This is a genomic window from Arhodomonas sp. KWT2, assembly GCF_041949875.1.
In the GTDB taxonomy this organism is placed as follows: Bacteria; Pseudomonadota; Gammaproteobacteria; order Nitrococcales; family Nitrococcaceae; genus Arhodomonas; species Arhodomonas aquaeolei.
This window is the reverse complement of sequence record NZ_JBHFPQ010000049.1, coordinates 302,737-321,154: the sequence shown is the minus strand read 5'-3', so window position 1 is coordinate 321,154 and position 18,418 is coordinate 302,737. Positions and strand designations below refer to the sequence as shown.

Here is an 18,418-nt window from a genome sequence, read left to right as displayed (position 1 = left end):
CGCCCTCAGGCCGTGTGTGTCACCGCCGTCGCGTGCCCGCGACGGCGGCAGGTCAGCCGAAGAGCTTGCCGGCGATACGGAATCCGGCGAGGTAGGTCCCCACCGCGGAGCCCAGGGTGCTCAGCAGGAAGATCAGCAGCGTACGCGCGACCCGGTTACGCCACCACCCGCGCAGGCGGGTGACATCGCGGCGCAGGGCACGGAAATCGCGCACCTGGGGCTTGCGCAGGGCCATCTCCGCCGCCGCGGTGACCATCCCGGCCCCGACCGTGGGGTTCAGCGAGGTCAACGGTGCGGCCACGAAGGCGGTGATCACGGTGAGCGGATGGGCGAGGGCCACGGCCGCGCCCAGCGCCGAGAGCGCACCGTTGATCAGCACCCATTCGAGCACCAGCTCGATGCCCAGCGAGGTGCTGCGGTTGAAACCGATGATGAAGCCGGTGAGCACCAGGGCCACCACCAGCCACGGAATCGCGCGGACCCAGCGCGCCCGCGGCGGCGTGTAGCTCAGCCGCTGGACCTCCGCCTCGGGTTCCGCGATCCCCTCGCGCAGCGCCGCCTCCAGGCCGGCGAGGTGCCCCGCGCCGACGACGGCGAGCACGTGGCGCGGCCGGTGCTCCGCCGCCTCGCTCAGCAGGCGCGCCGCCATGAAGCGGTCCCGTTCGTGGATCAGGGTGTCGTAGAGCACCCGGGAGCGGTCGGCGAACTCCGAGAAGGTGGATTCCAGGATATCCCCCTCCTTGAGCCGCTCGATCTCCTCCGCGTCGATGCGCTCGCGGGAGAACAGGCTCGCGAACAGCCCCGAGACCAGCATCAGCCGCTGCCACCAGGGCGTGCGCCGGTAGATGCGCTTGAGGGTGACACCGATCTCGCGGTCCACGAGATACAGCGGCAGCCCGCCGTCGCGGGCGCGCTGGATCGCCGCCTCCATCTCGGCACCCGGGCGGATCTGGAACTGCTCCGCGAGCCGCTGCTGATAGGCGCCCAGCGCCAGGCTCGCCGCCACCATTCCGGCCTTGCCGGTCCGGATGACATGGAAGAGATCCATCTCCTCAAGCGCGCGGGGATTCATGAGGGCGTTGTGACGGCTCTCGCAAAGCTCGACAGCGACGGCGTCGTAGCGCCCCGTATCGATCTCGCGGCGCACGTCGGCCACGCTCTCCGGGGAGACATGGGCGGTGCCCAGCAACGTGAAGGTGGTCGCGCCGACCTCGACCGTTCGCACCAGGTGATCCGCGGGGGTCTCTGACATGGGGAGGGGGTGATCCGATGGCGGCCAGTAAAGGGCGCATTATCGCCGAAGCCTACGCGCTGCCGCAAAGGTGTCGAATGGGGTTCAGGGCCGTGCGAGGGGGATGTCGCGCGACGGCGACGTTCGCCGCCGCGCAACCGACCCGTGGGCGGCCGGGCGTTGACGGGCCCCGGCCGCGGTGGGCGTGTTTTAGCGCGGGCGGAAGGCCACCTGCTGGACGAAGTCCACGTTGCGGCGATCGTAGGGCCGCTGCAGGTCGCCGAAACGCTCCACGTTGATGAAGCCCGCATCCTCGAGGAGGTGCGTCAGGTAATCCTGGCGCAGCGGGTACATGTTCAGCTGGAACGTCGCGCCGTCCGGAAAACGGTACTCGAACTTCGCGAGCCGGCGGTTGAGCTCGGCCGGGCCGACATCCACGCCCGCACCCGTATAGCAGAACTCGTGCTTCGAGCTGTAGCCTTCGTCGAGCATGGTGTCGTAGTTGCGCTGGTCCATCACCAGCATCCCGCCCGGACGGAGCACGGCGAGGATCGCCTGCAGGGCATCACGCCGCTGCTCGTGGTCGAACAGGTGGGTGAAGGAGTTGCCGAGGCAGACGACGGCGTCATAGCGCTCCGTGCCCAGGACCTTGTCGAGCGACAGCCAGTCCACGGCCTTCGAATCGACGAAGGAAACGCCATACTTCTTCGCGTTCTCCCGCGTCTTCGCGATCATGTTCTCGGAGCCGTCCACGGCGGTGACGTTGAAGCCCGCGCGGGCCAACGAGACGGCGTTCACGCCCGTGCCCGAGGCGATGTCGAGGACGTCCTTCGCGCCCTGGGACCCGATCAGACGGTTGTAGAAGTGGCCCTCGCGCTCGAGGCGGGATTCCCAGCCGACCAGGTCGTCCCAGTAGTCGGCGAAGGTCGGGGTGTACTGATGGTACTCGTTGCCCTTGTCGGAATTCAGAACGGCTGACATCGGTCGTTCCTCATGAAATTGCGTGGTCACAGATGACCCGGCCGCAATCGACGGCCGGGCCCGCTCACCCATCGGTAGACGGCTGTGCCGTCGCCCGTGCCGGGCACGGGTGGTCAGCGATGGGAGCGGCGGGCCCCGCGACACCGGGGAGGTCCCGGTGGGGCCCGACCACGACCGCTGCTTACCTTAGGGAAAGGCTGGCGGCAGACACAGATTCAGTTGCGGGCAATGCTGACCGGTACAGTTTGGCCTATCATGGGCCGCGATGAGTGATTACCTCTACGAACGCGTCGCGGCAGGAATACAGACACAGATCGAACAGGGCACCTACGCCCCGGGCGAGCGCCTGCCCGGCGTGCGCAAGCTCCGCCGCCAGTACGGCGTCAGTGTCGCCACGGCGGTGGCCGCCTGCGAGCTGCTGGAGCAGCGCGAGATCCTGGAGGCGCGGCCCCGCTCGGGCTTCTACGTGCGCGGCCGTGCACGCCACGCCACGGCGCCACCGGAGGTCAGTGCCGAGGAGACACCGGGGCCGTCCCTGGTCTCCGGCCAGGAGCGGGTTCTCGAGCTCGTACAGGCCCATCACGATCCGGACCTGATGTCCCTGGGCGCCGCGGTACCGGATGCCGGGTTTCTGCCCGGGGCGGCACTGGACCGATCCTTTGCGCGGGTACGCCGGCGCGCACGCCGGCGCATCGCCGGCTACGACTTCCCGCCGGGCAGCTCGGAGCTGCGCGTGCAGGTCGCCCGGCGCATGGCCGATGCCGGCTGCAGCACCGGCCCGGACGAGCTGGTCGTGACCTCCGGTTGCCAGGAGGCGCTGGTGCTGAGCCTGCGGGCGGTGGCAAACCCGGGGGAGGTGGTGGCCATCGAGTCGCCGACCTTCTACGGCATCCTCCAGGCAATCGAGTCCCTGGGCATGCGTGCACTGGAGATCGCCACGGACCCCGCCGACGGCATGATCCCGGACGCGCTCGCCCACGCCCTCAGGACCTGGCCGATCCGCGCCTGCGTGATGATGCCGAGCTTCGGCAACCCGCTGGGCCACCTGGCCCCGCCGGCGCGCAAGGCCGCGCTGGTGGCGCTTCTGCGCGAGCATGGCGTGCCGCTGATCGAGGACGACGTCTACGGCGAGCTCGCCTTCAACAGCGTGCGTCCGTGGGCCGCCAAGGCCTACGACGAGGACGGCGACGTCCTCTACTGCAGCTCCTTCTCCAAGACCCTGGGCGCGGGGCTCAGGGTGGGCTGGGTGGCACCGGGGCGCTACCGCGACCGGGTAATGTATCTCAAGTACGCCGGCAGCCAGGCGAGCCCCACGGTCACCACCCTCGCGGTAGCGGACTACCTGGAGCAGGGCGGCTACGAGCGGCACCTCCGACGCGCCCGCCGGCGCTACGAACGCCAGGTGCGGCGCTTCGTGGACGCGATCGGCCGCCACTTCCCGGAAGGCACACGGGTGACGCGCCCGCGCGGCGGATTCGTGATCTGGGTGCAGCTGCCGCGGAGCACCGACGCCGTCATCCTCCAGCAGCGTGCCCGGGCGGTGGGGATCAGCATCGCCGCGGGCCCGATCTTCTCCTCGAGCGGACGCTACCGCGACTGCCTGCGCCTGAACTGCGCGCACCCGTGGACAGACACGGTGGCGGACGCCGTCGCCCGGCTCGGCACCATCGCCCGCGAGCTGCACCGGGAGGGGATCAGCTGAGCCGCCGAGCCGTCACTCGCGGTGCAGGGGCGCCAGTGCCGTCTCACCGAGCAGGATCACCTCGATCTCCTCGGTGATCTCCTCCTGGCGCAGCGCCTGGCCGCGCCGCCTGAGTGCCGCACGGCGTTCGTCGAGCCGGCGCACGGCGGCGTCGAGGTGCTGGGTTCTCTGCTCGTTCTCCGCGGTGAGCGAGGACAGGACGACGTCCCGGAGTGCGGCCGTGAGGTGGTAGTCCAGCAGCTCACGCAGGAAGTCCCCGGGGGAGAGGTTGAGCAACGGCGGATTGCCGGCACCGTGCACCGCCGGCGGCTCTGGGGACGGCGGAAAGATCTGCCGCTGGCGGACTCCGACGCCGCCGGGGACCTGATAGACGGCGGTGATCCGCGGTGGCCCGAGGCCCTCGATGAACCGTGCAAACGCCGCCAGCGTGGCCGTGAGCACGGGCTCCACCTCGTCGGCGACCACCGGCCCATCCAGCGTCCCGACCATCGGCACACCCGCCGGCAGCCGGCCGGGCAGGCGCCAGCCCACGGTCAGGCAGGGCGCGCCCGCGGGGACCGCCGCCGCGACCCGGCGGTTGAAGTCCCCCACGAATCCGCGCTCGCTGCCCACGGCCAGGGTTACCGGCGTGCCGGCATCCGGCAGGAGCACCCCGCCATAGTGCTGCCAGAAGGCCCGGGAAGCCGTGTCGATGACCGCACTCACACCGGCCTGATGGGTCTGAAGCCTGGCCAGCGTACGTGCCTCGACGGCCGCGAGGGTCTTCATGCTCCCGAGTATCTCGCCGAGCTCGCCAAGCGTCGCGATCCGGGCCTCCACCCGGGCCCGGCCACTCACGGCCCGCCCCCGAGCCAGCCACGCAGGGCCTCCAGCCAGGCGTCCCGCGGCGAATCCAGGGTCAACCCGCTGGCACCCACGTGCAGGAGCAGGTCATTCAGCCGGGCCGCCGCCTGTTCCGGACCCAGGTCATCGAGCAGCCCCGCCTGGTAGGCGATCATCCAGGCGAGGTCGAACACCACCGGCACCGGCGCCAGCCGGTCCTGCTTCAACAGCTCCCGCAGCAGCCGCCCGCGTTCAAGGCGCCGCTCCATGCTCGCCTCCAGACGGGCACCAAAGCGGGTGAACACCTCCATCTCCAGGAACTGGAGGTAGTCCAGCCGCAGGTGGGCGGCCGCCGCGCGCACCGCCGGGTGCTGGGCCTGGCCGCCGATGCGCGAGACCGAGCGGGCGACGTCGATCGCCGGGCGGAACCCCCCGGCGAAGAGGTCGCGGTCGAGATACACCTGGCCATCGGTGATGGAGATCAGGTTGGTGGGGATGTACGCGGCGATCTCGCCCTGCTGGGTCTCCACCACCGGCAGGGTGGTCATCGAGCCGCCGCCCTCCGACGGCGCCAGGGCGGTGGAGCGTTCCAGCAACCGGGCGTGAAGGTAGAAGATATCGCCGGGATAGGCCTCGCGCCCCGGCGGGCGGCGCAGCAGCAGCGAGAGCTCGCGGTAGGCGCGGGCGTGGGTGGACAGGTCGTCGTAGACGACCAGGGTATCGTGGCCGCGGTACATCCACTCCTCGGCCAGGGCGCAGGCGGCGAACGGGGCGAGGTATTTCATGCCCGGCAGGCTTACCGCCTCGGCCACCAGCACCACCGTATGCGCCAGCGCGCCGTTCTGGCGCAGGGTCTCCACCGTGGACAGGGTGGTGGAACGCTTCTGCCCGATCAGGCAGTACACGCAGAGCACGCCCTGGTCGCGCTGGTTGATCACCGCGTCCATGGCGATGGCGGAGCGGCCGGTGCCCTCGTCACCGATGAGCAGCTGGCGCTGGCCACGGCCCACAGGCACCAGCGTGTCGATGATCCGCGTGCCGGTGTAAAGCGGCCGGTCGACGAACGCGCGGGCGGTGATCGGCGGTGACGGCGCCTCCAGGGGGCGGCGGGCGCGCGCCTGCGGCGGCGGATCACCGTCCAGGGGGCGCCCCAGCGGGTCGACCACGCGGCCGAGCAGGGCGTCCCCCGCGCCGATGGCGAGACCGCCGCGCAGGGGCATGGCGCGGGTGCCCGCCTCCAGCCGGTCCGTCTCCTCCAGCAGGATGGCACCGAGCCGTCCCTCGGTGAGCTCGAAGACGAGCCCGCGGCTGCCGTCCTCGAAACGCAGCACGTCGTCCATGCCCGCCGAGGGCAGGCCGTCCACCCAGGCGATGCCGTCGCCCACGGAGATCACCGTGCCCTGTTCGCGCACCCGCAGACCGGGGCGGTAGCCGGCAAGACGCCCGGCGGTGGTCGCGCCCCGGCTCATGCGGTCTCCCCGGCGAAGAACGCCAGCTCGTCGGCGACATCGGCCTTGAGCACCCAGGCACCGACACGCAGGCGCACACCCGCGATCAGCGCCGGATCCTCGCTGAAACGCCACTCGCGGCCGGCACCCAGCCGCGCTTCCACCGCCTCACGCAGGGCATCGCGGTCCGTCGCCGCCAGTGTGTAGGCACTCACCACCTCCATGGGCCCCTCGGCCTCGCGCATGCGCGCGAGCTGCGCCTCGTCCAGGCCGGCCAGGTCCTCGACGGCCATGTCGATGAGACTGCGCTCCAGCGCGGGGGAGGCGGCACGCTCCAGCAGCCGTGCGGCGAGCCCGGCGGCAAGGGAACGGACCTCCGCCTCGTGACGCTCGGCCTCGCGTTCCACCCCCCGCTCGGCGAGCGCGGCAACCTTGCGGCGCTCGGCGTCGAGTTCGTCCTCCAGGGCCGTCATGGCCCGGCGCCGCTCCGCGGCGATCTCCTCGTCCAGCGCCGCCCGTGCGCGCTCCCGCTCGGCGGCCCATTCCGCCTGGCGGGCCTCGTAGTCCTGCCGCAGGGTCTCGGCCGCCTCCCGCTCGGAGCGCGCCGCCTCGAGCGCAGCGCGCACACCCTCGCGCCGGCGTGCAATGGCGGCCTGCACCGGCCGGTAGAGGAAGCGCTGCAGGATCCACACGAGGATCAGGAAGTTGACGACCTCCAGCGCGAACGTGGTCCAGCTCAGTTCCATGACCGGCTCCTACTGCCCGAGAAGGTAGCCGAGCAGGGGGTTGCGGAAGAGCACGATGAGCACCACCACCAGCACGTAGATGGCCAGGGACTCGATCATCGCCAGGCCGATGAACAGCGTGCGGGTGATCGCGCGCTCGGACTCGGGCTGGCGGGCGAGGGCGTCCAGGGCCTTGCTGATCGCCTTGCCCATGGCCCAGGCGGGCAGCATCACACCCAGGGCGATGGCGATCAGCGCCACGGCGGTGGAGGCGATGATCAGGACGCTGAGATCGGACATCGGTCACTCTCCTTGCTGGGTGAGTCGCTGGGAGGCGATGCCGCCGGCGATGTACACCAGCGCGAGCATGCCGAAGATGTAGGCCTGCACCAGGGCCTCGATGACGTGCAGCATCAGGATCGGCACCGGCGCGAGGAATCCGGCCACCACGAGCACCAGCAGTGCCGTGAGCTCCAGGCTCATGATGTTGCCGAACAGCCGCACCGCAAGTGCCACCGTGCGCGTGATCTCGCCGATGACGTTGAACGGCAGCAGGATCGGGCTCGGCGAGAGGTAGTGCCGGAGATAGCCGCGCAGGCCCTGGTAGCGCACACCGAAGACGTGCACCGAGACGAACACCACGAACGCGAGCGCGGCGGTGGCGGATAGATCACCGGTGGGCGAGTGCAGCCCCGGCACGATACCGAGCAGGTTGGCCACCACCAGGAACACCCACAGGGTCCCCACCAGCGGCACCACCCGTTCCGGATGATCCGGCATGACCTGCGCCACGGCGCCCTCGATGGCCTCGACGATGCCCTCAAGCGCCGCCTGGACCATGCCCGGGTCGTCGCCCAGGCGGCGGGTGAGCAGTCGGCAGGCGAGCGCCAGCACGGCCATGATCAGCCACGTGTAGAGCACCGTGTCGCTGAGCGTGACCGGACCAAGGGCCACGCCGCCGCCGTCGAGCAGTCCGCCGCCGTTCACCGGTCCCGCCCCCGTATGAACAGATAGACATTGCTGGCCCCCAGCACGACGCCGCCGACCAGGCAGACCGGCGTCCAGTACACCGAGTAGCCCGGGTCACGACCGTCCAGCCACAGGCCCAGATACGCCCCCGCCACCACGGGGATGACCAGCAGCAGCCCCAGGGTGGTGAGGTAGACGGTCTGCGCCATCAGCGTGGGACGGTCGCGCTCGGCGCGGCGCATCCGCGCCGCCTGGCGCCGGACCTCGCGCTTGAGCCGCTCGGTGTCGTTCATCCTCATCGCCCGCGCCCCATCTCCCAGAGCCGGCGCAGCATCGCCTCCTCCAGGCGCCGCAGGCTTTCCCGGCCCGCCTGCATCCGCTCCTCCTCGGCGACCAGGGTGCTCGACAGCGTCGCGGTGATGCGCTCGTAGTCCGTGTCGCGCTGATAACGCCGGGTCGTCAGCCACAGCCGGTTGTCGCTGAAGTGGAGCAGGGCGCCGGGCAGCGCCAGGTATTCCCACGGCCCCTCGCCGACGCGAAAGCGCGCGAGGCCGAACACGAGCACGGTCATGAACGCCTCGTGGCGGGCGCGCAGGCCGAAGCTACCGGTGGCGTCCTCACCGATGAAATCGCTCACCCCGGTGACCGTCTCCTCCGCGATGGGCGAGCGCAGCGCCATCTCGAAGGTGTTCACTGCGTCGTCCGGTTCATGCTCGCGCGCATATAGCACTGGTCCTCCGGAACGTCGTCGAAACGGCCGGCCAGAAAGGCGTCGCAGTCGGCGAGGGTGTCAGTCAGCGGCACCGACACCCCGGCCATGCCCGAATGCCCGGCGGTGACGTGGAACGGCTGGCTGAGGTAGCGCTGGAGCTTGCGCGCGCGCAGCACCACCTGGCGGTCGGCGGCGGAGAGCTCCTCCAGGCCGACCATGCTGATGATGTCCTCCAGCTCGTGGTAGCGGGCCAGGTGCTCCCGCACCCCCTCGGCGACGGCGTAGTGGCGGTCGCCGAGCACATGGCGGTCCATGAGCTTGCTGCCGGAAGCCAGCGGATCCACCGCGGGATAGATGCCCTGGCCGGCCTGCGACCGGGAGAGGATCACGGTCGTGTCCAGGTGGCTGAGGATGGTCGAGACCGCCGGGTCGGTCATGTCGTCGGCGGGGACGTAGACCGCCTGTACCGAGGTCACCGCGCCGGCGGCGGTGGAGCTGATGCGGTCCTCCAGCTCCGCCACCTCCGTGCCCAGGGTCGGCTGGTAGCCCACCGTCGCGGGCATGCGCCCGAGCAGGCTGGAGACCTCGCTGCCCGCCTGCACGAAGCGGAAGACGTTGTCGAGCAGCAGCAGGACCTCGGTGTGCAGCGTGTCTCGCAGGTACTCCGCGTACGTCAGCGCGGTGAGACCGACGCGGAAACGCACACCGGGGGATTCGTCCATCTGGCCGAACACCAGGGTGGCGTCCGGCAGCACACCGGTGCGGTCCAGCTCGTGCCAGATCTCGTGACCCTCGCGCAGGCGCTCGCCCACGCCCCCGAACACGGACACGCCCCGGTGCAGCGCCGTCACCGCGTGCATGAATTCCATGATGAGTACCGTCTTGCCCACACCGGCGCCGCCGAACAGGCCGGTCTTGCCGCCCCGGGCGAAGGGGCAGAGCAGATCGATGACCTTGATGCCCGTCTCCAGCACCGTGCTCGTGCCGTAGGACTGCTCCAGCGGCGGTGGCGGTGCGTGAACGTTGCGATACTCCTCCGCCTCGACCGGCGGGCCGTCGTCCACCGGCTCGCCGAAGACGTTGAGCACACGGCCGAGGCAGCCGCGGCTGACCGGCACGTGCAGCGGCGTGCCGAGGTCGTAGACCGGCATTCCGCGGCTCAGCCCACGCGTGGTGTGGAGCGTTACGGCACGCAGATGATGCCGGTCGAGATGCTGATGGACCTCGAAGACATAGTGCTCGCCGTCGAGCACGGTACACAGGGACTGGCGCAGCGGCGGCAGCCGCTCACAGCGGATGACCACCACCGGTCCCTGTACCTCCGAGACGATGCCGGCAAGCGGCAGTCCCTGCACGTCGATGCCCGACGTCGCCAATGGCGGCCTCCCTGTGGAATGCTCCAATGCCCACTGCCAATCTAGTCCGCTCCGCTGACTGGATTATTGACGCTGGTCATCCAACGTCGAGTCGGGGGGACTGGCGCGGCCACCGGGGGCGGTCACGGGGACTCAGCGGCGGGCGGCGGGGGCGCTCAGGTCGGCATAGAGCTCCGGGCGGCGATCCTGCAGGTAGGTGTTGCCGACCGGGTCGTCCCGGCGGAAGGCGGCGGGATCGACCTCGGCGACGAGCAGCGCCTCATCCGCCCCGGCGGCGGCGATGGGCTCGCCGTTCGGCGAGCAGATCGAGCTGCGACCGGTATAGCGCACCCCGTCCTCGGCACCGCAGCGGTTCGCGTAGGCGACGAAAAGGCCATTTTCCCAGGCCCTTACGGGCACTACATGAGTGGCGACGTAACTGAAGGGATGGAATAGGGCGGTGGGCACGAGCACGGCGTCCGCGCCATGGATCGCGGCGTGACGCACCGCCTCCGGGAATTCCACGTCATAGCAGATCAGGATGCCGAAGCGCAGCCCGGCGCAGTCCACAACGGGCAGGCCAGTGTCGCCGGGCAGGAACAATCGCCGCTCCCCGTCACCGAACAGGTGTGCCTTGCGCATCCCGGCGACGCGCCCGCCCGTCGCGTCGATGAGCTGGGCCGCGTTGTACACGCCGGCGGCGGAGCGCTCCGGGTAGCCGTAGAGGATGGCGAGCCCCGCCTCGCGGGCGATCGCCGCGATGCGCTCGGCGGACGGGCCGTCCGCCGGTTCCGCCAGGGACCAGGCGTCGGTGCCGATGTTGTAGCCGCTCAGCCACATCTCCGGGAGCACGAGCAGCGCGACGCCCTCCGCCGCCGCGCGCGCCGCGGTGCGCTCCAGATCGGCGATGTTCGCCGCGGGGTCGCCGGCGTTGCCGGCGGTCTGGTGTATCGCGAGCTTCATGTGGCGGCTCCCGCGGCCATTACCGGTCCATCGGCTCCCAGCGCCCGAGCAGGCGCGGGAGGTTCCCGAAGCGACCGATCAGTCCAAACACGAGGATGGCGATCATCACGAACATCACCGCCACCGCGGCCATCACCGGCGAGTAGCCGTAGCGCAGGGCGTTGAAGATCTTGATCGGGAGGGTCTCGACCGTGAAGCCGGCAACCATGTACGCGATGATGTACTCGTTCATGGAGAGCACGAAGGTGAACGCGTAACCCGATATGATGTAAGGGCGGACCAGTGGCAGGACCACGGTCAGGAAGGTCGTCTTCTCATCCGCGCCCATGGTGCGTGCGGCCTCCAGCATCTCCCGGTCCAGCGCCTCCAGGCCGAGGGAGATCGTCATCAGCGGCAGGGTCACCAGGAAGATCCCGTGGGCGATCACGACATTCTCGAACTGCCCGTAGTGGCCCAGCGCCGCCCAGAAGACCATGAAGCCCACCGCGGTGATCACCGGCGGCAGCATGAACGGCGCGATGCCGAGACCGTAGAGGATCTTCGCGTAGAGCAGGCGATGGCGCCAGAGCACGTAGGCCAGGGGCAGGGCGATGGAGGTCGCGACCAGGCCGGCCACCGTGGCGATGATCAGGCTGTTCTCGATGGGCCCGCGCCAGGCGGCGTCGGTGAGCATGTCGGCATACCAGCGCAGCGACACCCCATCCGGCGGGAAGAACAGACGCTTCTTGGCGTTCAGCGAGACGCCGAGGACCACCACGATGGGCGAGGCCAGGAACACGGCCACCGCGGCGAAATAGAGATTGCGGACGGTGCGGGTCATGGCAGCGGCCCTCAGCTCGCGGTGTGGATACGCTCACGCGCACCCAGCACGAAGGTCAGCAGAATGAGCGCCAGGCTGGTCAGCAGCAGGAACACCGCCAGCGCCGCCGCGAACGGCACGTTGGACTGGTAGACCGCCTGGTCGGTGATCAGCACCGACAGGGTCCAGTGCTCCGGATTGCCCAGTATCTGCGGGATCAGGTAGACGCCCAGAGTAAACACGAACACCAGGATCAGCGAGGCCACGATCGGCTGGCGCATCGCCGGGATCACCACGTTGAAGAACGCCCGCTGCGGCGAGGCCCCGAGGGTGCGCGCGGCCTCGGTCAGCTCCGGGTCCAGCCGCGACATGGACGGGTAGAGCATGAGCACGGTGTAGGGCAGGGTGAGGTAGCAGTAGCCCAGCACCTCCGCGGTGAACCCGGGCGCGAGCCCCACCGGGTGATCCATCAGCCCGAGCCATACCAGCAGGTTGGACACCCCCGCGGTGCGCGAGAGCAGGATCGACCAGCTGAACGCGATGATCACCTCGGAGAGCGAGAGCACCGAGAGCAGGAACACCAACCAGATCGTCTGCGTGCGCATGCGCATGCGCGAGAGCAGGTAGGTGAACGGGAACGCCACGGAGACACTGATCACGGCGACCAGCATGCCCAGATAGAGCGAGAACGCGAGGTTGTCCAGGAACAGCGAGGAGAACAGCCGCGCGTAGTTCGAGAATACGAACGCCGGCTTGTAGAACGCGCTCTCCACGCGCTGGAAGAAGCTCACCGCGAGCATGATCCCGAACGGGCCCACGAAAAACACGCCCAGCATCAGGGTCGGATAGCTCAAGAGCCACTTGCGGGCCGTCGTGCCTTCGGTCGCAGTCGTGCTCATCGCTTCAGTACCACGCAGGCCTCGGGGGGAAGCTCCACCGTCACGGTCTGGCCCTGGTGGACATCCGGCTTATCGCGGGGCTGGACGTGACTGGTGATACGCGTGCCGCCGCAGTCCACATAGAGTTCGACGCTCTGACCCACGTCGCGCACGAACGCCACGGTTCCCGAGAGGCGGTTCGGACCATCCTCGTCGCCGGCATAGAGGTGCACGTCCTCGGGGCGGACCGAGACGGTGACGGCGGTGCCCGCCGCAGCGCCGGCGGGCAGCCGCGCGGCCTGGAGCACATGGCCGTCGACGCGCACGCTGGTGTCGTCCACCACCTCGCCCTGGAGCAGGTTGCTGGTACCGATGAACTCGGCGACGAAGGCATTCGCCGGGTCCCGGTAGACCTCCAGTGGCGTGCCGATCTGCTGCACCTCGCCGTCACGCATGACCACCACCATGTCCGCCATGGTCATGGCCTCGCGCTGGTCGTGGGTGACCAGGATGGTGGTCACGCCGACGCGCTGCTGCAGCAGCTTGAGCTCCACCTGCATCTCCTCGCGGAGCTTGGCGTCCAGAGCGGAGAGCGGCTCGTCGAGCAGGAACAGCTCGGGCTCCAGGGCCAGCGCCCGGGCGATCGCGACGCGTTGGCGCTGGCCGCCGGAGAGCTGGGAGACGTGGCGGTCACCGACCCCTGGCAGGCGCACCAGGTCCAACAGCTCCTCGGCGCGCTGGCGCTGGGCGGCCTTGTCCTGCCCGCGGATACGCAGTGAATAGGCGATGTTCTCGGCGACGCTCAGGTGCGGGAACAGCGCCAGCGACTGGAACACCATGCCCAGGTTGCGCTTGTGCGCGGGCAGGGCGGTCACGTCCCGGCCGGCGAGCTCGATGCGCCCGCCGGTGGGCATGTCCAGCCCGGCGATGAGCCGGAGCAGCGTGGTCTTGCCGCAGCCGGAGGGGCCGAGAAAGCAGACCAGCTTCCCGCGGGGCACGGTGAGGTCCACCTCGGAGACGGCGGCGACGTCACCGAAATGCCGGCTGACGCCCTGCAGCGTCAGCGCGTCGTGGCTGTCTGCATTCATTGGGATTCCAGGTGGTTAATGATGATTTTTCAAGTGGGCGAGGAGGGCGGTGCCGTTACGACACCGCCCACGGTTCCGGGTTATCCGGTGATCATCGCCGTCCAGCGGTCCGAGAGCCAGTCGCCACGATCCAGATACATCTGGTAGTACGGCAGGATCGGGGGCTTGTCGCTGGCCACCGCGGCGAACTCCTCGTCGCTGAGGTCCAGGTGCTCGCGCTTGACCGTCGGCGCTGTGCCCACCCGGCGGGCGAGCTTGGCCTGGATATCCGGCCGGCACATGTAATTCATGAACACGTGCGCCTCCTCGAGCCGGTTGGAGGCCTTGGACACGCACCAGGAGCCGGAATCGAGCACGCCGCCTTCCTTCGGGAAGGTCGAGCGCACCGGGAAGCCGTCCGCCGCGGCGAGACCGGTGACGTCGTGGTAGTACTGGCCCATGGGGATCTCGCCGCTCTGCAGCGCCTGCTGGAACTGCCCCTCATCGCGGTACCACAGACGCACGTTCGGCTTCACCTCGGCGAGCTTGTCGAGGACCTTGAGGATGTCGTCCTCGCTCTTGAGGCTGTCGTGGCCGTTGAAGAAGGTCTTCGCGGTGATCTCAAGGAGGAACGAATTGCTCACCAGGGCAAGCAGGCCGAGCTTGTCGCGGTTCGCCGGGTCCCAGAAGGCGGCCCAGCTCTCCGGCGGCTCGGGGTAGGTATCGGTATTGGTCACCAGGGTGATGTACCAGCTCACCGCCCCCAGACCGGAGATGCTGCCGTCGTCATAGGTATGGACGAAGTTATCCAGCAGGTACTTGCGGTTGTCGAGCTTCGCCGCATCAAGGGGTGCCCAGAGCTTCGCATTGGCCCCCTTGAGCCGCGGCACCTGGGCCATCATCGAGACGTCCGCCGGGGCCTGGCCGGCACGGGCGGCGTTCTGGAGCTGAACCAGCCAGGCCTCGCCGGTGGGCTCGGCGACGGACTGGACCTCGATGCCGGTCTCCTTGGTGAAGTCCGGGAAGATGTGCTTGTCGAAGGAATCCTTGAAGTAGCCGCCGTAGACGCCGACCTTCAGGGTCCGGTTCTGTGCCCGCAGGATCGGCGGCATGGACAGCATCGCCGCCCCCGCCAGACCGGCGCCGATGAATTCCCGGCGCGTGATGCCGTTCTTGGTTTCGTCGCTCATATGTATCTCCCCGGCTTCTTTGGACGTTTGCTTCGGTTCATTCCCGCGACGGACGCGCCATCGACGGGCTGTAGACCATCAGGCTCAGGATCTCGAAGAGCACCTGGGCACCGACGTGGGCGGTGTTGGTCGTCGTGTCGTACTCGGGGGCGACCTCGACGACGTCGCCGCCCACGATTTCAAGTCCCTTGAGCCCGCGCAGCAGTTCCAGCACCTCGCGGGAGCTCAGGCCGCCGACCTCCGGCGTGCCGGTGCCCGGCGCGAAGGAGGGATCGATGCCGTCGACGTCGAAGGAGACGTACACCGGCCCGCCGCCGACCACCTCGCGGGCGCGCTCGATCACCGCGGGGATGCCCATGCCCGGCACCTCCTCGGCGTGGATGACGGTCATACCCGCATCGTAGGAGAACTCCCAGAGGTATTCCGCGGAACCTCTGATGCCGACCTGGATCGTGCGTGTCGGGTCGAGGACGCCGTCCAGCACCGCGTTGCGGAACGGTCCACCGTGGTGGAACTTGGTGTCGTCAAACGGCCCGCCGGTGTCGCAGTGGGCGTCGATATGGACCAGGCCCACGGGCCCATGGCGCCGCGCCACGGCCTTGAGAATGGGGTGCGTGATCGAGTGGTCACCGCCGGCTGAGAGCGGCACCACGCCGGCATCCACGAGTCTCGCCAGGAAGGCCTCGATATCCTCCAGGCTCTGCTCCAGGCGGTACCGGCTGCGCATGGGCACGTCGCCGATGTCCGCGACGCGGAGATCCATGACCGGCGCGCAGTCCAGCGCGTGGTTGTAGGGGCCGATACGCTCCATGGCGCGCAGCGCCCGTGGCCCGAAACGCGCCCCGGGACGGTTGGTCACACCCAGATCCATGGGCACGCCGACGATGCCCACCTGCAGGTCGCCGAAGTCCGGATTGGCGGGATCGACGGGCGAGTAGGGCGCATCCAGGAAGGTGGGCACCCCGGCATAGGGCGCGGAGCGGTTTCCGCCCTCGAACACCTGTGCCGCCACGCGCTTGAAGCGCGGGTCGTGGAAATCGTCACCGCCGCTGGACGAGTAGCGCTGCCGCAGTGCTTCGAGCTTGTCCTGATCCCAGGCCATGTTACGTCCACTCAATGTTGTGCGGGCCACCGAGGCTATCGGTGCCGGCCCGCTGTTCCAGAACTGCCCGTTTGGCTATTACTGAAGTATTGCAACGCGACATGAAAGTTCAATTGACAATGTTATTCTGTTGTTTGTGAGTTTTTCTCACGAAGAGAGGCCTGACAATGCCTTCCAGGTTACCCCCGCTGAATCCGCTCCGCGCCTTCGAGGCCACTGCCCGGAGGGGCTCGGTCTCCGAGGCCGCGCGGGAACTCAACGTGACCCACGGCGCCGTCAGTCACCAGCTCCGCGCCCTGGAATCATCCCTCGACGTGCAGCTCTTCGAGCGCAAGGCGCAGCGCCTCAAGCTCACCGCGCAGGGGGCACGGCTGCTGCCTTCGGTATCCTCGGCGTTCGAGGAGATCGCCACCGCGATGGCGGAGATCCGGCGGCCTTCCACGCGTGGAGACCTGTCGGTGAGCTGCACGCCGGCGCTGCTCTCGTTCTGGCTGCTGCCGCGGATTCGGGAGTTCAACGAGCAGTTCCCGGACGTCCGCCTGACCCTGACCTCATCCAACGATCCGCAGAACGTGCACTCGCCGGAGCACGACGTCTGCATCCTCTACGGCGACGGCAACCTGACGGACTGCTGGGTGCGGCTGTGGTCGAACCTCGAGCTCTTCCCAGTGGTCAGCCCGACGCTGCTGAACAGCCGGCCGCTACGCACGCCCCGGGACCTCGAACAGCACGTAATGCTCCACATCGCCGATCACCGGGAATGGCACGCCTGGCTCTGCGCGCTGGATGCCCCGGACCTCGCCGGGCGCTGCACCCATCATTTCCTCAGCGACGCGCGCCTTGGCCTGGAGGCGGCGGTGCTCGGCCACGGCGTGGCCCTGGGCGATACCATGACCGCCAGCGGACTGCTCTCCCGGGGCGTGCTCGTCCGCCCCTTCGACCGCTCCGTGCCGGCCGTGGACAGCTTCTACGTCGCCTGCCGCAGCGAGGCGAGGGCGGCGCCCATCGTGAAGGTGTTCATAGACTGGCTCTACGCCGCCCGCGACGGCAGCAACGCGTTGGCGGAGCCACCGTCCGGCACACGCAGGAGCGGGCGGCGGCGCAGTAGTGGTAACGTCCCATCCGGGGCCGGGCATGACGATGCCGCGGCGGCGACCGGGGCGGGCGCACCCCGCGACGGTACAGATCACTGACGCAGCAGGCATTTCGCCTCCGACACGACACACGAGACAGCGACACAGCCGGAAACCCATGACCGACACCGCCGGATTCAACCCCGCCGTGCACGGCCTCGCGCCGCCCCCCATCGCCGCCGTCCAGCAGTGGGCGAGGGCATACAGCGGCGATCACGGCCCCCTTGTGGACCTGGCCCAGGCCGTGCCGGGCTACCCGCCGCACCCCGACATCCTGGGCTGGCTCGCAGAGGCCGCCGGGAGCGCGGAATTCGCCGGTTACGGCCCCATCGAAGGCGAGGCCGCGCTGCGCAGTGCCTACGCCGAACATGTCAGCGCGCTCTACAAGGGCGACATCCGCCCGGAGAACGTGCACATCACCGCCGGCTGCAATCAGGCGTTTCTGGCCGCGGTCATGGCCGTGGCGGGGGCCGGCGACAACGTGCTGCTCGTCAATCCGTTCTACTTCAACCATGAGAGCTCGCTGTCGATGCTCGGCATCGGCACGGAGCACCTGGAAAGCCTCGCGGAATACGGTTTCGTACCCGATCCCACCGGGGTAGAGGCCGCCATCGGCCCACGGACCCGCGCGGTGGTACTGGTCACGCCGAACAACCCGACCGGGGCGATCTATCCGCCGGCGACCGTCGCGGCCATCCACACCGTCTGCCGGCGGCGTGGGCTCTGGCTCATCGTCGACGAGACCTACCGCGACTTCCTCCCGGCGCAGGACCAGATGCCCCATGGGTTGTTCGGCGAGCCGGACTGGACGCACGACGTCATCCAGCTCTACAGCTTCTCGAAGTCCTTCTGCATCCCGGGGCACCGGCTCGGCGCCGTCACCGCCGGCGCGGACGTCATCACCGAGATCGCCAAGGTCATGGACAACCTCCAGATCTGCGCCCCGCGCGTCCCGCAGTTCGCCGTGGCGCGGGCCCTGCCGGCGCTCGCGGCGTGGCGCGAGGACAACCGCCGCGAAATGGCACGGCGTGCCGAGGCGTTCCGCGACGCGATGACCGGCGTGCCCGACTGGCCGGTGAGTTCGATGGGCGCGTACTTCGCCTACATCCGGCATCCTTTTCCGGACGAGACCTCGAGCGGGGTCGCCGAGCGGCTGGCGAGGGACGCCGGCGTGGTGACCGTGCCGGGAGACTTCTTCGGCCCGGACCAGGCGCGTTACCTGCGTGTCGCGTTCGCGAACACCACCGCCGAGCGCGCCGCGGTGATCGGGGAACGCTTGAACCTTCTCTAGACTTTGCCGATAAGGAATTGTTTTAAGAGAAATCAGTTCGACGAACGGGC

Annotated in this window: 19 protein-coding genes; 3 read left to right on the top strand and 16 right to left on the bottom strand. The window is 69.2% G+C overall.

The genetic code is table 11. From position 1 onward, the window contains the following. Positions 1-52: 52 nt before the first annotated feature. Both ACEZHJ_RS13820 and ACEZHJ_RS13815 read right to left on the bottom strand, forming a co-directional pair. Positions 53-1,252, bottom strand: coding sequence for a TraB/GumN family protein (locus ACEZHJ_RS13820; protein ID WP_018716754.1), 1,200 nt, complete (start codon positions 1,250-1,252; stop codon positions 53-55). 189 nt (positions 1,253-1,441) lie between these two features. Beyond that, positions 1,442-2,212 carry a bifunctional 2-polyprenyl-6-hydroxyphenol methylase/3-demethylubiquinol 3-O-methyltransferase UbiG gene (locus ACEZHJ_RS13815; RefSeq protein ID WP_018716753.1) on the bottom strand — a complete coding sequence of 257 codons (771 nt, stop codon included), beginning with the start codon at positions 2,210-2,212 and terminating at the stop codon, positions 1,442-1,444. A gap of 265 nt (positions 2,213-2,477) precedes the next feature. Here ACEZHJ_RS13815 and ACEZHJ_RS13810 point away from each other — a divergent pair, with 265 nt between their 5' ends. Then, positions 2,478-3,914, top strand: a complete 1,437-nt coding sequence (locus tag ACEZHJ_RS13810; RefSeq protein ID WP_163141966.1) for a PLP-dependent aminotransferase family protein — start codon at positions 2,478-2,480, stop codon at positions 3,912-3,914. Between the two features lie 12 nt (positions 3,915-3,926). Here the strand turns inward: ACEZHJ_RS13810 and ACEZHJ_RS13805 are convergent, their stop codons facing one another. The 14 genes from ACEZHJ_RS13805 to speB form a co-directional block, all read right to left on the bottom strand. Beyond that, entirely contained in the window at positions 3,927-4,751 is an 825-nt protein-coding gene (locus ACEZHJ_RS13805) for a hypothetical protein (RefSeq protein ID WP_375036628.1), read from the bottom strand. Further along, the gene (locus ACEZHJ_RS13800; RefSeq protein WP_375036627.1) at positions 4,748-6,205 is read right to left on the bottom strand and encodes a F0F1 ATP synthase subunit alpha; all 1,458 of its coding nucleotides are present in this window, start codon (positions 6,203-6,205) and stop codon (positions 4,748-4,750) included. The genes ACEZHJ_RS13805 and ACEZHJ_RS13800 overlap by 4 nt, the downstream gene beginning before the upstream one ends. Next, complete coding sequence (locus ACEZHJ_RS13795; RefSeq protein ID WP_018716749.1) at positions 6,202-6,930, bottom strand: F0F1 ATP synthase subunit delta; 729 nt, start codon at positions 6,928-6,930, stop codon at positions 6,202-6,204. Before ACEZHJ_RS13795 ends, ACEZHJ_RS13800 begins: the two co-directional genes overlap by 4 nt. Positions 6,931-6,939: 9 nt before the next feature. After that, on the bottom strand, positions 6,940-7,209 hold the full coding sequence (locus ACEZHJ_RS13790) for a hypothetical protein (protein WP_018716748.1): 270 nt from the start codon (positions 7,207-7,209) through the stop codon (positions 6,940-6,942). A gap of 3 nt (positions 7,210-7,212) precedes the next feature. Continuing rightward, positions 7,213-7,896 carry a F0F1 ATP synthase subunit A gene (locus tag ACEZHJ_RS13785; protein ID WP_018716747.1) on the bottom strand — a complete coding sequence of 228 codons (684 nt, stop codon included), beginning with the start codon at positions 7,894-7,896 and terminating at the stop codon, positions 7,213-7,215. Further along, positions 7,893-8,177 carry an AtpZ/AtpI family protein gene (locus tag ACEZHJ_RS13780; RefSeq protein ID WP_245558732.1) on the bottom strand — a complete coding sequence of 95 codons (285 nt, stop codon included), beginning with the start codon at positions 8,175-8,177 and terminating at the stop codon, positions 7,893-7,895. The genes ACEZHJ_RS13785 and ACEZHJ_RS13780 overlap by 4 nt, the downstream gene beginning before the upstream one ends. Next, entirely contained in the window at positions 8,174-8,572 is a 399-nt protein-coding gene (locus ACEZHJ_RS13775; RefSeq protein ID WP_375036626.1) for a F0F1 ATP synthase subunit epsilon, read from the bottom strand. The genes ACEZHJ_RS13780 and ACEZHJ_RS13775 overlap by 4 nt, the downstream gene beginning before the upstream one ends. After that, complete coding sequence (atpD, locus tag ACEZHJ_RS13770; RefSeq protein ID WP_374759149.1) at positions 8,569-9,951, bottom strand: F0F1 ATP synthase subunit beta; 1,383 nt, start codon at positions 9,949-9,951, stop codon at positions 8,569-8,571. The genes ACEZHJ_RS13775 and atpD overlap by 4 nt, the downstream gene beginning before the upstream one ends. A 147-nt stretch (positions 9,952-10,098) precedes the next feature. Further along, positions 10,099-10,908: a carbon-nitrogen hydrolase family protein gene (locus ACEZHJ_RS13765; protein WP_259200605.1), complete on the bottom strand. Its 810-nt coding sequence runs from the start codon at positions 10,906-10,908 to the stop codon at positions 10,099-10,101. Between the two features lie 19 nt (positions 10,909-10,927). Next, positions 10,928-11,728 (bottom strand): ABC transporter permease, encoded by an 801-nt coding sequence (locus ACEZHJ_RS13760; RefSeq protein WP_018716742.1) that lies wholly within the window; start codon positions 11,726-11,728, stop codon positions 10,928-10,930. An 11-nt stretch (positions 11,729-11,739) separates the two neighbouring features. Further along, on the bottom strand, positions 11,740-12,606 hold the full coding sequence (locus ACEZHJ_RS13755; RefSeq protein WP_018716741.1) for an ABC transporter permease: 867 nt from the start codon (positions 12,604-12,606) through the stop codon (positions 11,740-11,742). Further along, positions 12,603-13,673: an ABC transporter ATP-binding protein gene (locus ACEZHJ_RS13750; RefSeq protein ID WP_163141575.1), complete on the bottom strand. Its 1,071-nt coding sequence runs from the start codon at positions 13,671-13,673 to the stop codon at positions 12,603-12,605. The genes ACEZHJ_RS13755 and ACEZHJ_RS13750 overlap by 4 nt, the downstream gene beginning before the upstream one ends. An 80-nt stretch (positions 13,674-13,753) precedes the next feature. Then, positions 13,754-14,842 (bottom strand): PotD/PotF family extracellular solute-binding protein, encoded by a 1,089-nt coding sequence (locus tag ACEZHJ_RS13745; protein ID WP_163141578.1) that lies wholly within the window; start codon positions 14,840-14,842, stop codon positions 13,754-13,756. Positions 14,843-14,879: 37 nt separating this feature from the next. Then, positions 14,880-15,944, bottom strand: coding sequence for an agmatinase (gene speB / locus ACEZHJ_RS13740; RefSeq protein WP_018716738.1), 1,065 nt, complete (start codon positions 15,942-15,944; stop codon positions 14,880-14,882). A gap of 167 nt (positions 15,945-16,111) precedes the next feature. On the opposite strand from speB, the gene ACEZHJ_RS13735 reads away from it, so the two are divergent. Continuing rightward, a complete protein-coding gene (locus ACEZHJ_RS13735) occupies positions 16,112-17,137 on the top strand; it encodes a LysR substrate-binding domain-containing protein (protein ID WP_259200630.1) in 1,026 nt (341 codons plus the stop codon). A gap of 58 nt (positions 17,138-17,195) precedes the next feature. Next, entirely contained in the window at positions 17,196-18,368 is a 1,173-nt protein-coding gene (locus ACEZHJ_RS13730; RefSeq protein ID WP_018716736.1) for an aminotransferase, read from the top strand. Positions 18,369-18,418 lie beyond the last annotated feature (50 nt).

What these genes read in the sequence shown, in the direction of transcription:
- ACEZHJ_RS13820 (WP_018716754.1), bottom strand. Translation starts at nt 1,252, where the DNA reads ATGTCAGAGACCCCCGCGGATCACCTGGTGCGAACGGTCGAGGTCGGC.
- ACEZHJ_RS13815 (WP_018716753.1), bottom strand. Translation starts at nt 2,212, where the DNA reads ATGTCAGCCGTTCTGAATTCCGACAAGGGCAACGAGTACCATCAGTAC.
- ACEZHJ_RS13810 (WP_163141966.1), top strand. Translation starts at nt 2,478, where the DNA reads ATGAGTGATTACCTCTACGAACGCGTCGCGGCAGGAATACAGACACAG.
- ACEZHJ_RS13800 (WP_375036627.1), bottom strand. Translation starts at nt 6,205, where the DNA reads ATGAGCCGGGGCGCGACCACCGCCGGGCGTCTTGCCGGCTACCGCCCC.
- ACEZHJ_RS13795 (WP_018716749.1), bottom strand. Translation starts at nt 6,930, where the DNA reads ATGGAACTGAGCTGGACCACGTTCGCGCTGGAGGTCGTCAACTTCCTG.
- ACEZHJ_RS13790 (WP_018716748.1), bottom strand. Translation starts at nt 7,209, where the DNA reads ATGTCCGATCTCAGCGTCCTGATCATCGCCTCCACCGCCGTGGCGCTG.
- ACEZHJ_RS13780 (WP_245558732.1), bottom strand. Translation starts at nt 8,177, where the DNA reads ATGAGGATGAACGACACCGAGCGGCTCAAGCGCGAGGTCCGGCGCCAG.
- ACEZHJ_RS13765 (WP_259200605.1), bottom strand. Translation starts at nt 10,908, where the DNA reads ATGAAGCTCGCGATACACCAGACCGCCGGCAACGCCGGCGACCCCGCG.
- ACEZHJ_RS13760 (WP_018716742.1), bottom strand. Translation starts at nt 11,728, where the DNA reads ATGACCCGCACCGTCCGCAATCTCTATTTCGCCGCGGTGGCCGTGTTC.
- ACEZHJ_RS13755 (WP_018716741.1), bottom strand. Translation starts at nt 12,606, where the DNA reads ATGAGCACGACTGCGACCGAAGGCACGACGGCCCGCAAGTGGCTCTTG.
- ACEZHJ_RS13750 (WP_163141575.1), bottom strand. Translation starts at nt 13,673, where the DNA reads ATGAATGCAGACAGCCACGACGCGCTGACGCTGCAGGGCGTCAGCCGG.
- ACEZHJ_RS13745 (WP_163141578.1), bottom strand. Translation starts at nt 14,842, where the DNA reads ATGAGCGACGAAACCAAGAACGGCATCACGCGCCGGGAATTCATCGGC.
- speB (WP_018716738.1), bottom strand. Translation starts at nt 15,944, where the DNA reads ATGGCCTGGGATCAGGACAAGCTCGAAGCACTGCGGCAGCGCTACTCG.
- ACEZHJ_RS13735 (WP_259200630.1), top strand. Translation starts at nt 16,112, where the DNA reads ATGCCTTCCAGGTTACCCCCGCTGAATCCGCTCCGCGCCTTCGAGGCC.
- ACEZHJ_RS13730 (WP_018716736.1), top strand. Translation starts at nt 17,196, where the DNA reads ATGACCGACACCGCCGGATTCAACCCCGCCGTGCACGGCCTCGCGCCG.